At 38.3% G+C, this 15587-nt stretch carries 13 protein-coding genes and 1 pseudogene; 7 read left to right on the top strand and 7 right to left on the bottom strand.

The genetic code is table 11. The annotated features are described in order from the left end of the window. Nucleotides 1–97: pseudogene (locus AACQ81_RS17315) on the top strand (IS5/IS1182 family transposase); the annotation flags it as partial. A 161-nt stretch (nucleotides 98–258) separates the two neighbouring features. On the opposite strand, the gene uspE reads toward AACQ81_RS17315, so the two are convergent. Both uspE and AACQ81_RS17305 read right to left on the bottom strand, forming a co-directional pair. Then, the gene (gene uspE, locus AACQ81_RS17310) at nucleotides 259–1203 is read right to left on the bottom strand and encodes a universal stress protein UspE (protein WP_237388077.1); all 945 of its coding nucleotides are present in this window, start codon (nucleotides 1201–1203) and stop codon (nucleotides 259–261) included. 127 nt (nucleotides 1204–1330) lie between these two features. Further along, nucleotides 1331–2086, bottom strand: a complete 756-nt coding sequence (locus AACQ81_RS17305) for an FNR family transcription factor (protein ID WP_237388076.1) — start codon at nucleotides 2084–2086, stop codon at nucleotides 1331–1333. A gap of 260 nt (nucleotides 2087–2346) precedes the next feature. Here AACQ81_RS17305 and AACQ81_RS17300 point away from each other — a divergent pair, with 260 nt between their 5' ends. The 4 genes from AACQ81_RS17300 to tnpA all read left to right on the top strand — a co-directional run bounded on the left by AACQ81_RS17300 (nucleotide 2347) and on the right by tnpA (nucleotide 6364). After that, a complete protein-coding gene (locus tag AACQ81_RS17300) occupies nucleotides 2347–2739 on the top strand; it encodes a DmsC/YnfH family molybdoenzyme membrane anchor subunit (RefSeq protein WP_237388075.1) in 393 nt (130 codons plus the stop codon). A 10-nt stretch (nucleotides 2740–2749) separates the two neighbouring features. Further along, nucleotides 2750–3250, top strand: coding sequence for a hypothetical protein (locus tag AACQ81_RS17295; protein WP_237388074.1), 501 nt, complete (start codon nucleotides 2750–2752; stop codon nucleotides 3248–3250). A gap of 437 nt (nucleotides 3251–3687) precedes the next feature. Then, nucleotides 3688–5622 (top strand): pyridoxal phosphate-dependent decarboxylase family protein, encoded by a 1935-nt coding sequence (locus AACQ81_RS17290; RefSeq protein WP_237388073.1) that lies wholly within the window; start codon nucleotides 3688–3690, stop codon nucleotides 5620–5622. Between the two features lie 286 nt (nucleotides 5623–5908). Continuing rightward, complete coding sequence (gene tnpA / locus AACQ81_RS17285) at nucleotides 5909–6364, top strand: IS200/IS605 family transposase (protein ID WP_237388072.1); 456 nt, start codon at nucleotides 5909–5911, stop codon at nucleotides 6362–6364. A gap of 201 nt (nucleotides 6365–6565) precedes the next feature. Here tnpA and AACQ81_RS17280 read toward each other — a convergent pair whose 3' ends face one another. From AACQ81_RS17280 to AACQ81_RS19790, 5 genes are all read right to left on the bottom strand, one after another. Beyond that, nucleotides 6566–7258, bottom strand: coding sequence for a class I SAM-dependent methyltransferase (locus tag AACQ81_RS17280; RefSeq protein ID WP_336885689.1), 693 nt, complete (start codon nucleotides 7256–7258; stop codon nucleotides 6566–6568). Nucleotides 7259–7432: 174 nt separating this feature from the next. Continuing rightward, nucleotides 7433–8629: an MFS transporter gene (locus AACQ81_RS17275; RefSeq protein ID WP_237388070.1), complete on the bottom strand. Its 1197-nt coding sequence runs from the start codon at nucleotides 8627–8629 to the stop codon at nucleotides 7433–7435. A gap of 362 nt (nucleotides 8630–8991) precedes the next feature. Further along, the gene (locus AACQ81_RS17270; protein ID WP_237388069.1) at nucleotides 8992–10485 is read right to left on the bottom strand and encodes a trypsin-like serine peptidase; all 1494 of its coding nucleotides are present in this window, start codon (nucleotides 10483–10485) and stop codon (nucleotides 8992–8994) included. 166 nt (nucleotides 10486–10651) lie between these two features. Beyond that, complete coding sequence (locus AACQ81_RS17265; RefSeq protein ID WP_237388068.1) at nucleotides 10652–13726, bottom strand: autotransporter domain-containing protein; 3075 nt, start codon at nucleotides 13724–13726, stop codon at nucleotides 10652–10654. Between the two features lie 594 nt (nucleotides 13727–14320). Next, complete coding sequence (locus AACQ81_RS19790; protein ID WP_443089566.1) at nucleotides 14321–14599, bottom strand: MmyB family transcriptional regulator; 279 nt, start codon at nucleotides 14597–14599, stop codon at nucleotides 14321–14323. Between the two features lie 23 nt (nucleotides 14600–14622). On the opposite strand from AACQ81_RS19790, the gene AACQ81_RS17260 reads away from it, so the two are divergent. After that, nucleotides 14623–15084, top strand: coding sequence for an MFS transporter (locus AACQ81_RS17260; protein ID WP_336885688.1), 462 nt, complete (start codon nucleotides 14623–14625; stop codon nucleotides 15082–15084). A 15-nt stretch (nucleotides 15085–15099) separates the two neighbouring features. Further along, nucleotides 15100–15282 (top strand): hypothetical protein, encoded by a 183-nt coding sequence (locus tag AACQ81_RS17255; protein ID WP_237388067.1) that lies wholly within the window; start codon nucleotides 15100–15102, stop codon nucleotides 15280–15282. Nucleotides 15283–15587 lie beyond the last annotated feature (305 nt).

Below are 15587 nucleotides of genomic sequence, written 5' to 3'. Positions count from 1 at the left end.
AGCAGTAGCTACTCGGTATGACAAATTAGCAAGAAATTATGAAAGTCTCGTTGCTTTGGCATTTTCAATCATGTGGCTCCCTATGTGGGTCGATTGAAACATGTACAACAAAGGTCAACACGCTCTAGAGTAATTTTCATCATGGGACCAACTGGCGTTGGTGAAAAAGGCTCTAGGGCATAGTGTTAAGCAACTGGTCGATTTAATTGGCCAGTTGCACAAATTGTTTTTTGGGCGATCTATTTATCAGCAATTGTTTTATTCATCATCTAAACTAATCGGGCAAATAAATCCATCAGGCTTAATTGCCAGCAGATCACATTTAAGTCGATCGATAACATGCTCTGCTGTATTACCAAGAAACGCAGCAGATAAACCAGTTCGACCCAGAATGCCTAAAACAACCACACCTGTATTGAGTTCATCACAGACTTCAGGAATGACCTTTTCCGGTACACCTTCATGAACATGAGTATACTGTTCATCAATATAAAATTTTTGACGCAATTCTTTCATTGCAATCAAATGTTGACCACGCAATGCCTGATTATACACATTGGGGTCGAAATCAGGGAGTTCAGTTGCAATATTTAAAGGTGCAACAGGGTAAGCACTAACAAGGTGAATCAAAGGGTCTTTTACAATTCGATTAGCAAGATCTTGCGTTTCATGAACTAATTTTAGATTGAGTTCAGTATGATAAGGTTCTTCATTGGATAAATTGACGGCAACAACAGCAGAGCCGTTATCAGGCCATACTTGATCTTTCACCATCCAGACTGGACAAGGACACTTGCGTAACAAATGCCAGTCAAGTGGAGTAAAAATCATGGACTCTAATCGAGAGTGTTGATGAGCCATTTTCAATAATAAGTCATGTTTTTCAGTGATAATTTCTTGAATTATGGCTTCATAAGGACGATTATGCCAAACCACTTTAATCTCAATATCAATGCCTGATTCAAGATAATAATGAGCTTGTTGTTTTATCCAAGCAACTCGCTGACCAATCACGCCCTTACGCATAGCACTTCTTTCTTCTGGAGAAAGCAGGGTAGTCATTTCATAGGAAAGGTCATAAATAGGTAAAAATGCTTTAATCCGACCCCCATTACGCTGAATGATATAAGCAGCCCGTCTTAATGCTGGCTGATCATCCTGATTGGGGTCAATTGCAACTAAGAGATTTTGGTAGTTTGCCATATTGAGTTCCTCGCGGAGTCTGGATGCTTCTTGCATACAGAAGATAAACCAATATGGATAACTATAACAGGCAAAGAGAATGCCAGATCAGCAAAATATAGTGATCTGGCTTAAATTTTAGGTAACGTTAGGATGCATTAGCAGGAGCCTTGCCAGCCAATTCAGTCAATTTATCCATATCTTCAACGGTAATATACTTACCTTTAACTGCCAAAATACCATTTTTCTGGAAACGACCAAGTAAGCGACTGATTGTCTCAACAGTTAAACCAAGGTAATTGCCTATATCTCCGCGAGTCATGGTCAAACGGAATTCTCTAGGTGAAAAACCACGTTGTGCGAAGCGGCGAGACAGGTTATAGGTAAATGCGGCCAACCTTTCTTCCGCATTTTTTTTCGATAACAATAAAATCATCTCCTGATCACCTTTGATTTCGCCACTCATCAAACGCATCATTTGCTGGCGGAGATTAGGCATTTTCCCTGAAAGGTCATCCAGAGTTTCAAATGGAATTTCACATACCATTGATGTTTCCAGAGCCTGGGCGAAACTTGGGTGTTCAGTATTAATGATGGCATCAAATCCAACCAGATCACCTGCAAGATGAAAACCTGTAATCTGTTCATCACCTTCTTCAGTGATAGTATAACTTTTGATGGTCCCAGCACGAATGGCATAGAGTGACTTCAGCGCATCACCAGCCTTAAATAACGTTTGCCCTTTCTGGATGGGTTTCTTACGCTCGATGATATTATCAAGTTGATCAAGCTCATGTTCATTTAAGGTGAAAGGAATGCAGAGCTGGCTGATGCTACAATCCTGACAGTGGATTGCGCAACCACCAGATTGAATCCGACTAATAATACGTTTTTCCGGGATCATAGGGAATGCTCATTAGAAGTGATTGATATGAGTGAATTTAACATATTTAAGTAGCTCTGATAAGGGCAAGATACTTCCATTAATCACGCTATTTACCATTATGAGCGAAAAAAATGAATTTTTTTGTTAACAGTGAAGTTACGTAAAATTTTAGATGTACAATATAAAATCGCAATCAAACTAAAATTGAATCAATAATATATGGATGTAATACGCGTCGATGATGTTGTTTGGTTACAGAAAAATGGAATAGAGTTAACATGAGCGAATGGTTATTAATTGCATTTACAATGATAGTACAAAGCTCAGTGGGGCTTGTATTGATGAGCGCACTTTTTATTTACTGGCTTAAGCACGAATTAAACACATGGCAATATCCTGTGACTATTCTTGTGCAAAAAATATTACTAAGAACATTATTAGTGAGTGGATTATTGGCAGGGTTAGGGCTAGTCGCCTCTCTGAATATTCTGGAGTATCCATTTAATATTTATCATTCATTGTGCAATATTATACAAGAATGTGTAAACATAGGAAAAATCTTTGCTGCCATCTATTTTGGGCTGATTGTTTTTTTATACTATTTTTACAATGCTAGTAAAAAGAATACATGTTTACATTATGTTCTTTATTGGTGTAATTGGATTAATTGACCTCTATTATATGGCAATTATCTATGTTAATAGTGCCATGCTCATGTGGACAAATGTTAATACCTATTTTCTGTTTTATAGTGCTGTATTTACATTAGGTCCAGCATTGGCTCTGTCATTTATCGGTTACCCGCTAAGAAAATACATCCGAGGAAAATTATCCATTAAATTGATGATGGCAGCCTTGCTTGTCGTATTTATCAGTGTAACAACGAGACTCATTGAACACCCCTATATGGGATGGTTAACAGAAACAACAATAATTAATGACAGTGCTATCTTTCCTCATTTTCCTCATCCGGTTGAGCTTAATGTTAAAAGTGCTTTTGGGCTGAGAATGATTTCTTGGTGCTTATATATTATTGGAATGGCAATCTGGATTTATGCTTTATGGAAGGGAAGAGATAAGCTCTTTATTCGTAATAACACTTCGATTCTTATCGGGACAATTATCATGTTTATTGCTGAGTTGGTTAATCAGTATACATTTTTCATTATATGCAATACATGATCGATAATTCACTCTATCCCGATTAATTATTCTATTCTTTCGTTCCGTATGACAGATTAGTGACAACGTCACCAATTTGTCATGCGTGAATACCTCCTCTTTTATAGTTTCATTAAAAAATATTACCGCATATTCATTATGGGCTTGCTATCTCATTTCTTTGTGGTGGCGCACAAATTTCAACTTAATTATTAACTTGTAATTAATATTATAAGATTTATGTTTTATATCTATGCAGTAGATTGACTCTCTATATCTTGCAGAATATTTTTTATGAGTCCATATAAAATAAATAAATTTTATTTTCAATCAGTTATTACAATGTCTTTACCTTCGTCACAATCGTTCCGTCATTAGCGCAGAAAATAAAAACAATATTATTAATAGGTTTATAAATTTACTGCAAATACAAAAATAAGTTAAAAGGTTGCGTGATTATGGCTAAGTTGATTCATCAAAATTTGAACGTAGATGCGTTGTTTTTAGGTCCAAAGTCCGAGAATGCTGTTTTTTTTAGAGAAATGATGGATTATGCAGTTAGTGAGCACATGCATTGGCGTTCAAGCTTTCATCCAGGAGACGCGGCTTTAATTACATCCATGGATCGCTATGAACATAACTACAGAGAAACACTTTATCGAACAGAAGGAATATTGAATCAATTATCAGCAAAACTGAAAAACACATCTATTCCTTTCTTTTCTCCCCGTTATCTGGGTCACATCAACAGTGATACCTTAATGGTTTCTAATCTTGCCTATGTTATGGCCATGATGTACAACCCGAATAACTGTTCTTATGAAGCATCTCCCACGACAACAGAATTGGAGCTTGAATCCGGATTGGATCTCTGCCGCATGTTTGGCTATAACCCTGAAAAAGCTTGGGGGCACATCACTTCTGGTGGAACAGTGGCTAACTATGAAGGATTGTGGGTTGCCAGAAACTTAAAAACATTACCTTTTGCAATATCTCAACACCCTGAAACGAAAGATTTGGTCAGCCATAAATCACACCAGCAATTGATGAATATGCCAACAACTGAAATTCTGGGTTTAATCAGCGAGTTACAAGAGCGAGGAATTTTTGAGGAAATACGCGATATAACATGCCGGGGTACTGGAGTGAAATCGGAAATTCTAGGCAAGTTGTTAGTTCCACAATCTAAACATTACTCTTGGATGAAAGCAGCCGATATTTTTGGTATTGGTCAAGAAAATATTGTTCCACTACCCGTCAATAAAAATTATCAAACTGATGTTGCCAGTATGCGCGAAATCACTTTTGATTTAATTGAAAAGGATGAGTCAATTTTGGCGATGATTGCTGTTGTTGGAACAACAGAAGTTGGGGCAATTGATCGGATTGATGAAGTTATTGCATTAAGGCAGGAATGTGAAGAGCGTTATGGAAAGTCATTCTATATCCATGTTGATGCCGCTTATGCAGGATATGCTTGTACTATGTTACTGAATGAAGAAGGAAAATTTATAGAGTATGATAAGTTGGCTGATTATCACCGTTCAATGGAAATTATGCCAGAAAATATCAGTTGGCCCAAACCAGAAGTTTACCAAAGTTTCAAGGCCTTGAAAGAAGTTGATTCAATTACCATTGACCCGCATAAAGTAGGTTTCATTCAATACGCTGCTGGTGCCATCTGCATGAAAGACAAGCGTATTCTAGATTTAATATCTTCCCGTGCGGCGTATGTATTTCAAGAAAATGGTACCTTTGAAGCAAAGGGTGCTGAAACGAATACTGAAAACAATAATCGGAAAACTCTAGGTTCATTTATCATGGAAGGGTCAAAATCTGGTGCTACAGCTGCGGCACTTTGGGCCACTCATCGTTTATTACCGCTAAATGTTAGTGGATATGGGAAAGTGATTGCTGCTGGTATTGTTACAGCACAAAGGTTATTGAATAAACTCGTCGGTATGCCACCAATAGAAGTGGGTAAACATCGGTTTGAAGCTCATATCATGTCATCACCTGACTTCCATATGATCAATTTCACATTCAAAGAAGTCGGTAACGACAGTCTGCTTAATCATAATGTTCTCAATAAACGACTTTATGAACTGTGTTCGTACTCTACAGGACGTGCTTATACCAATGATTTTCTCACATCATCAACCATATTGGATTACAAAGAGTATGGTGATACACCGTGGTTTTACGCAGAAAAATGTGGTTTTAGCCGTAGTGAATGGGAAAAAGTCCGCTGTGTTTATGTACTGCGTGCAGCAGTAATGACGTACTGTTTACGTAATGAAGAACATTTCGAAGAGTACTGGCAGCAATTGCAAGCCATATTTGTCAAGAAATTAAACCAATTAGTTGACGAAGAGAATAAAAATCACGTCTGATATCAAATGATTATATTCTATTCATTAGTTAATAAATATTGTTTTGAATATTAGATATGATATTTTAACTAGTTAATATATAAGGAATTAATTTATAGCCAGCTCGAGAATTTTCTCGGGCTGGTCTTTTATTATGGCTTTAGCCAGTTTAAGTAGCGTCAGCTTCTTAAACATAAAACCACCCGCTATGCGGGTGGAAATCAAGGGTTATACCAAGAAAAACACCTTTCCGTTACGATATAGATGTTCAAGCTAATATACGTAACTCAAATAAGGAAAGGTGTTTATGGGAATTAAAGCACAAAGCTCAGCACATACAAAGTGGCTGTGCAAATACCCTATTGTTTTTTCGCCGAAATACAGACGAAAAATCATTTTTTCCCGTTTACGTTCAAGTATCGGTGAGATATTACGAAACCTTTGTAAATACAAAGGAGTGGAAATAATCGAAGGGCATCTGATGCCGGATCATGTGCATATGCTCGTGAGTATTCCTCCAAAAATCAGTGTCTCAAGTTTTATGGGATACTTAAAAGGTAAAAGCTCTTTGATGATCTTCGATAAACATGCCAATTTAAAATACAAATTTGGCAACAGGAAGTTTTGGTCGGAAGGCTACTATGTCAGTACCGTGGGGCTGAATGAAGTCACAATCCGTAAATATATCAGAGAGCAAGAAAAGTCAGATCTCATTCAGGATAAATTAAGTACACGAGAATCTGAGGACCCCTTCAAGGGGTAAGCCAAAGCAGCAAAGACACTTAGCTTGAACGAAGAGAAAGCCGCGTCATTTAGGCGCAGTCGGTAACATGCCCTTATAGGGCTAGAGCAAACCACCCGCTATGCGGGTGGTTCTGATTTTGGATATTTCAACTTCCATTTGGAAAAACAGTGTAGATTGGATTTGAGAGTGTTTTCTTTCAAGTCTTTTATTTTTATATCGCTATTTTATACCTATCCAAACAGTCCAAAAATCTTTCTCAATAATATCAGATTTTGCCCCCATCTCTTTTTCAATATAATTGATAAGATAAGTAATTTCTTCATTGCTTAATTCGTGCAGAATAGAACGACCTTTACGTAACTGGAGATCTATTGCCAACTGTGAAAAATTTTTATAGGTCTTGCGTTTTTCCAAAAGAGAAATAGATTTAATCTGCTTAAACCCAGTAAATTTTAGCTCATTAATCACAACATCATTGCTTGGTCTGCGTTGATTTTCAATATTGCGCAAGTGAGAATAAACATCAAATATATAGCCACGAATATGTTCAGGTGAGCCAGGAAACTGAATGTCTTGCACAGTCCTGTCCTGTAAGATATACATTCCTCCAGAACGCAGTAAACGATGGGCTTCAGAAAAACATGTGATTCTTTTTTCTTGAGCAATATGGTGAATAAGTGCTCTTTCAAAAACAATATCCTGACAGCTATCAGGCAAACCAGTGCAAAGGGCATCACCTTTTTGGATAACGATATTTGGCACTCCATGAGTATTTTCTGCTGTGTCAGCCAACATCTGTTGTGAAAAATCAACGCAGGTAACTTTCTTTGCTCCCATTTTTACCCATGCCAGTGAATAGATACCACCACCACAACCAATATCCACGACTTCTTTATCACGAGGCTCCACCAGCTTCTGGATTAAATCATACCACTCTTGCTGTACTTCACGGCCAAGGTAAGCATGTCTATTTTCAATACCTAATTACATGATTGAACAAGAATTATGTGATAAACATTTTTGAATGGTTAAAACGAGCATTTCGTAAAACCTATTTTCAATTAACCAATCTTTGTCATGAACATACTACTTTTTGTCATGTTTGTACCGCTCATGAACATGAATAGGTGACTCTGTCACTAAAATGTCTATTAGTGTTAATCCAACTCCCGTTATTAGGCAAATCCCCAATATAATCATTGTTACCGCAATACCATGTTGTGTCAGCAACATAGTAGCAATGGGAAGTAAGAAAAAAATAGTCAGATTATTCAGACTTTCTGAAACCGCCAATATCTGGCCTTTATTCTGTTTTGCTCTATTTACCAAAATAGAAGTACTGATCGGGGCTGAAAAACCAAGAGAAACCCCTGATAGCACCAAGCAAAAAAAACTAAACAGCAGGGAAAAGGGGAGTAGCATAAATGCAGAGATAGTAGAAAAAAGTAATACAATCATCAGCAAAAGAATCTTCTCTTCTCTGATATATAAATGTTTTATCATACTAACAGACAAATTACCCAAGCCAAGACCAATACCAAATGCGGAAACAGAGATACCAATTCCTCCTGTACTCAATTCATAATGTTGCCTTAGAACTTCTCCCGCAAGAATAAAAGTGGACATTGTCGTGCCATTCCAAAATCCCTTTGCGACAAGGGGTCGTATTAATTTTCCCTGACGTATCCACTGGGATACATCCATTCGATGTTCTTTTTTTCGAACATAAATCTGAGATGGAATATATTTTCTACTTATGAGGAAAAGTAGAAATCCTCCCGCTGTTGTCGCCAGAAACGGCAACTTCCAATGAAATAACTCCGTTAAAATACCCGCAAGAATGGGACCTGCCGCAATCCCTACAGTCATACCGAACATAACAACACCCATCACCGAAGTGTGTTTATATGGTGGAAATATTTCTGCAATTAATGCAAATATTGTCGGAATCAACGCGGCTGAAGCAATGCCTCCCAATATACGCAATCCAATTGCTATCTCTAGATTAGGTGCTATCGTCAATGCCAACCCATCAAGTGAAAGAAATAACAAGGATACCAACAACAATTTGCGCCGATTTATCCGATCAGACAGCCATCCGAAAATAGGGGCAGCAAGGGCGTAGGCCAGGACATAACTTGAGACTAACCAGATGGCTTCATCTATCGTGGTATTAAAGGCTTCGGACAACGGTTTAAGCATGGGAGATAACATAAATTCTGTTGCACCAATGAAAAATACAGTAAGTGAAAAAAGAGGTAAAACAACACGTTGTGACGACATATAGTCCCCCCTGATTAAAAGGATATAATGAGTTAGCTGAAATTAATTGATGAAATTTAAAGCAGAATGAGCAGAATGTTTAGTGTTACGGAAATGATATACGCGGAAGAAAAAATATTCATGAGAGATTTTGAATAATACTAAGGTTTATCAAGTATGGCAAATTGCCGCCCCAATGTTAGATATTGCAAAATCAAAACCCACCAGCTCACGAATGATGTATTCTGGCAAGGAAATATTTATGATGAACAGGTGGAGGAAATGATATTTATCGTCATAAAAATTTAGAAGAAATTCACTGTCAATAAAAGCTGGCAGTGAATTTCTTGAATCAACTATCGGGGTAATTGTCTTAGTAGCAGTTATTCAATATCAAGTGAGTTAATCGGGCCGATATTTTTGGCCTGATCTTCGCCATATGCACAAACACGCCATGGAGATTCAGCTTTATCCAGAATAATAAACGGTCTCCATGGGAAAGAATAACCTTCTTTGTCTTCACAGTTTGTTTTTGCTTTTGGGCCATATTTCACCTTGAAGCCCGCAAGTTCATATCGAGATACCTGAACAGTGACCATCCATTGATCTCCAACATCCTGCTTGGTTATAGCTGGTTTAATTGTCGGAGGAGTATTATCAATTTCTCGCAACATGACTGAAGCATCTTTTGTATTCTGCCATTGACCATCATTATTCTGATGAATAACACAGAGTTTATAGATTCCGTCTTTCTCTGGAACAAGCATATTTTCCAGAGGTTTCTGGCTGGAAGGAACAGAAGCGCCATATCCCGCAGCATCCGAACAATCCACACCACTGATTAAGCCAGTTTTATATCGGATATTTTTAACGTTAGCATCTTCCTTAATAGCGACATTCCATTTTGCTTTTTCACCAGTGGACGGTTCTACCGTTTGAGAGACAAAAGGAGAGAAAAATGGACTTCTTTCCAAAACATCACCGCTATTATTCTGGAGCTTAGACAAATCAAGTTTGTTATCCCTTGTCAACGCATTGGCGATAGTATCTACAGGAATAAAATAACTGTAGTTTTCTTCTGGAACACCCTTATTGTTTTCAACAATACAAGGCCTGCCAAATCCACAACCTGTCATTCCTGGTGTTGTTGTTGTATTAAGAACACCGATGACATCTATTTTATCTTTTTCAAAAACAGGAGAACCAGATGTTCCACCGGCTACACCTGCGCAGTTCACAGAAAAGACTGGAGACCAAATCCATGGAGATGAGCCTTCATACAATAATGGGGATTTACCCGTAATATCACACTCAGATTTTCTGAGATAAGCGTAATTATAGTCAACGTTATCGACAGGAATATGAGTTAATACAATGGGCTGATTTTTCATATTAAGGTTTTTTTTCAACTTCATGGGTTGATAGCCTTTTTTAGCTAAATCACCATAAGTTGTATCCAATTGTAAGACCGCGATATCTTCATATTTCATCGTTGAATATAAAATCCGGCTGACTTTTATTGGTGAAAAATCGTCCTTTTTATCAATGAAATAATCTGGTGTATATCGCCAATACTCCGGTGCCGGCTGATCAACAATCACGTTGTTTGTATCCACATTGCTATCTACACAATGACCGGCGGTCAATATCAATGCAGGTGTATCCTTACTCGGTGTATTTTCACCAGAGATCAGAGTCGCAGTACAGTGGGATGAACCATTGAATTTACCGACCGTTCTGTACTTTTCAGCGCCGGGATCAGTCGACTTCATCAGTGGCGCAGCATTACTATCTGCATTTGCTGTTGAAATCGGTAGGGCAGTTGTACCTGCTGAAGCTGACAATAAACTGATTAATATAATTTTATGATAAGTCATATTTATTCTCCTTTACATGTATTAATGACCTGAATAAATTATGATCTTTAATCATTGATCAGTTCTAGCGGAGTGGTTTGTATGAAAGTTGATACAAATGCCCTAATAAAAAACTCACTGCCAGCCGTTGCCAACAGTGAGTTTTTTATTAAACAACAGATTATGATTAGAACTTCCAAGCCGCGTTCAAGAACACTCCGTTATCTTTGTTACTGCTTGACAATACACCGCTATATCCTAATGACAGTCTCGTGTTTTCATTGAGACCCAATTCTGTACCAGCTTTGATGACAGCGGCATCACGTTCTGGAGAAACACTGTTAATGGTGAACGTTGAATCGCTATTACTGAAACTTAATTTAGTACCGCGATCTACGCTCCCGAACTGGTGTTGCCAACCTAATTCACCATACAGGCCGACTGTTATTTCATTTTCCATCTTCCATTTTTGGTCAGCACGTAAACCTAATGTTGAGAAGGTTGCGTTTTTCGATTGTTTATTACCGTGCAGTGCAGCCGCACCACCGTGCTCATTAATGCTATTGTTGCGGAAGTTAACATATGACAAGTTGGCAAATGGTTCTAAGTTCAGCCAGGATGTGTTAATACCATAAGCCGCTTCAGTAAACAATTGCCCGGTTTGTGCACCATATTTAGCTTTCAGGTTATCGGATTGGCGACCAAAATCTACCGAACGTTCTGTGTCAAAACGATGCCAGCTATAGGCAGCACCAGCACGTAATGCCAGAGCATCAATCTGTTTGCTGCCGTATAGACCCAAATGGAAATTATCACTGCGTGCTGAAGTATTATAACCACCTTTCAGCGAAGAACGGGTATAGCCGGTGGCAACACCTAACCGCCAGTCATTACCCAATTCTTTATCCGCACCCAATAACACGCCGTAATTGGACACACGGTAACCGTTGACGTCACTGTTCCCATTAGCACGTTGCCAGTTACCTATTATTTGCACCCAAGCACCATTTTTATCTGCTTTGATATCCTGACCAGCAATTTCACCATCAGCCTGACGCAAACGGGTATTTAATGTATCACGCAAATAGCGGCTACTATTGACCTGAGCTATAGCGATATCATCATGGATCTGTCCAGAAGATAGTTGTTGGAATGCTTGGCTAGCCTGTGCTTCCGTGTCAGACATTAAAATACTTTCATAAACCGGATGACCAAGACTTAGTTTATCGGCTGCATGAGCCACAGCACGTTCATTAGTTGTCGTACCTAAACTGGCGAATGTGGTGGAATTACGTTTAATATCCAACATCACTCGGTCAGGTTGATAACTCAGTTCTGCACCAACAAATAAATAATTTGGTACTACAGTCGTAAACTGACCATTGATACCACGGTTTGCTTGCAGGATGTTGTATTGCTGACCAAGCAAACTGCGAACTTCTGGTTTTGACAACAGGTTTCTTTTGTTTTCCAGTCTGACTTGCACTTCGCCGCCGTTCAGGGTCGCTAAGCCATTACTGAGAATGCGATCGCTCTGCCCCTGACTATTTGGTGCAACTTCTACCAAATAACGTGAACCAGTATGGAAGGTAACATCACGATTGACGTTCATTGTACCGCTTGAACTCATTGTACCGTATGAATATAAATCACCGGGTGCAATATTGGCGCCAGTGTCAGCTACGATAGAACCAACCGTACCGCTTCCGCCTAAAGTTGCTCCATCGTGAACGGTAACATCTGAGGTAATGGAACCGCTAACCTGTAACAGACCTTTTTCCACCAACGTTCGGCCTTTATAGGTGCTATTTTTACCCGCAAGATCCAAAATACCCTTACCGGTTTTCGTCAATCCTCCGTGACCGCTGATATCATTGCTCCAGATGTCATAAACACATTCAATGCTGTCGCATACCCGTTCAACCGTGGTTCCTTCCTCAAGCATACCGCCTAATCCCGGAATATTGGCGATAAACTGAGTTTCAGTATAGGAGCCTGGAATGTAATATTTGGGGGAAATGTCTTTCTCAGTAATGAACATCTTAGGTCCATCAATCGCATCTTTCAGGTTCAACATTCCCCAACCATACAGATCGTCCAAGCCTGGTTCACCCAAGTCTGTCGCTGTGGTTTTCAGAACATCAGAGATTTGTCCTGCGGTCATATACGGAAATCGTTGCATCAAGACAGCCGCCGCACCAACTACATGGGGCGATGCCATTGATGTACCTGTATAAGCCGCATAGGTAGGATCAATCTCCAATTCACCATTATTTAAAGCATGCTCATTAATATAGCTTCCATTTTTCGAAACAAAATCACCTGTACTGCTGTAAATCTTAGTCCCTGGTGCAGACAAACAGTAACTGGCAGTATATCCACAGCTTGTTGAAGAGACGTTAATCTTATTCTCTCGGGCCAGGTTGGCAACACTGAGGTAATTTTTCAATGCATCAGGGAAAAAGTAGGGCGTACCTGCATGCATCCAGGTCACGTTATAGTTATTTGCATTTCCTGCTGCAAAAACAACTAATTTTCCATGACGTGCTGCACGCAATAAACCTGCACTTCTGGTTATGTAGTCATCAAGTTCTGGTATTGGAGAACGACTTAACCGATCCAATTCATCTTTAATAGGTGTGACATAATTGATCACATCTTGCAGAGTGACTTTGTAGTAGTCAATTGTGCCATCGGGTCTCCGTTTGGGATTACCATTTTGATCAACATAATAGTTCGGGCGAACCCCCCAACTGTTATTGATGACACGTGCATTACTCTGGATCATGGCTTCTGTGCGGTTATAATCGTTTTGCAAATATTTTCCAGTAATCAAACCTGCATCAAATGCCACACCGTGCATTTCCTTGCCATCCCGGTTTGCCGCAATAATTCCTGAGACATGATTGCCATGGGCACCGAAACTGATAACATTGGTATAGGGATTCTCGTCATAATTCCAAGGATCTTCTGGACTCAGGATTTTCAATTTATTTGCAAATTCAGGGTGATTAGTAACAGCTTCATCTAATACACCAACATTAACGCCTTTCCCTGTATAACCGCGTGCATAAGCATAATGGGCACCAATTGCAGCGAGTCCCCATTGATGATTAAATTCCTCTGATAACCAACTATCAGGTAAATTTTTCTTACCCTGTTCCTGATATTCGGTCGCAGCCATTGATGCCCCGGCAGGTAATAATCCAAAAAATAATGTCACCCACAAAAATATCGGTCGTGCCGAGTTGTTTTTTTTCATAATATAGATTCCATTTTTTATAAAGTGGCGGCTTTCAATTCGCTTTCTGGCACATTGCTCTTTGAAAAGTCCTTATTAATAAAACCGGTGATATAAACTGAAAAAAATCAGAGCAGGTTATTTTTACCCCATATGATCAGACTACTAGCGGGATGATTTCGGCATAATATTCTCCACCTGCAATGTGCTATAGCATAATAATTAGAACTAAAATGCAATAATTCGAATTAACTAATTTATAACATTTTGGTAACAAAAATAAAGAAGACACCAACAGGTGACGATCTCTACATAGACTGTTAAATTAGAGATTTTGCGTTTTTTAGGTTAAAAAATGTTACCAATATGTTATTTTTATAATGAGGAAATATATTCAAAGATGTTTACTAAGGAAATGGTTTTTTAAGAAGATCATCTCGTAAATATTAGTGAATCCATTCACTAATTCATTATATTTTATATTTAAAAAATATTATTATTCGTAGTGGGGCATTAATTTTTTTGGAAGAGTGGTGGAAGTGAATAATTTAATTAATGAGTAATAAAAAACAACATATAAATTTAGAGAAATATTATTTTATAAAATTAGTTTGATCAGCTTTCTGCATAAATAATCAAACGTAAATATTTTTCTAAGTCGATAATCATAGACGTATAATCGAAAGAAATTACTTGTCCATTCATATTCAATATCCTCACACCATTGCAAGGTTCATAGATTTCATGCCGATGCCACATATCATAAAAGTCAGATGAGGTTTCAAGTAACTCATTCACAATATTTTGAATATAAACATCTTTCACAGAAAGAGCATAATCACGCCTAAAACTGGCCAGTAAACGATAGGCATCGCATTCCCAACAAGAAAATATATCATGGTAATATTCCTTAGTGAATAATAACCATAAGAAATTGCGTTGCTTCTCTTTTTGATCTTTTTGTCGTCAACATTGCTATCCCTAATATTCAATCTGACTTACAAGCAAGTTTATTCCAAATTACGCTGATTATTGTGACCTATGAAATTGGATTTGGTTTGTTATTGATTACAGGAGGGCGTTTGGGCGATCTGTTTGGTCTACGTCGTTTGTTTCAATTAGGAATACTCGCTTTTACTGTGACTTCATTACTTTGTGGTCTGGCGCTTACAGCAAATTTTTTGATTGTCGTTAGATTCTTACAAGGATTAGCTGCGGCACTGTTATTTCCACAAGTTTACGCCACTATTCGTGTTAGTTTTGACGAAGAAAATCGCCGCCGGGCATTTGGTTTACTGGGAATGACATTGGGTTTTGCTGCAATCGCAGGGCAAATTTTAGGGGGCTGGATGATTGCCACAAATTTATGGGATTTGTAGTGGCGTACTATCTTTTTGGTCAATGTTCCAATTGGTGTATTGGCTTTAGTTTTTTCAGGTTATATCAAAGAAAGCAAAGCTCAAGAAAAATCAGGATTAGATTTAGTTGGGGTGGCACTTTCCAGCATTGGTATTTTTACCTTGTTGTTACCATTATTAATTGGTCCAACATTTGTCGAGGGAAAACACCTCTGCTGAATTTTAGTTTATTAAAAAATAAACAGTTTAGCTTAGGTTGTTTGTTGGTCTTATTTATCTATTCTACTTCCAGCTCGTTCTTTCTCGTCTTCGCACTGTTTTTACAAAATGGTTTAGATAGTGTCGTCATAAGTAATTTTATGTGATAATAAGATTTGTATTCCATAAATAGAGCGATTTAACCATGAGCGCACCAGCATACCGCCGTCACGATATCTCCGATCATGTTTGGAATTTACTTGAGCCCTACTTACCCGGTCGAAAGGGAGCTTGGGGACGTGTTGCTGACGATAACCGGTTATTTA

Origin of the sequence: Xenorhabdus sp. Sc-CR9, from assembly GCF_963897815.1 — a bacterium.
In the GTDB taxonomy this organism is placed as follows: Bacteria; Pseudomonadota; Gammaproteobacteria; order Enterobacterales; family Enterobacteriaceae; genus Xenorhabdus.
This window is presented reverse-complemented; position numbering and strand designations above follow the sequence as displayed.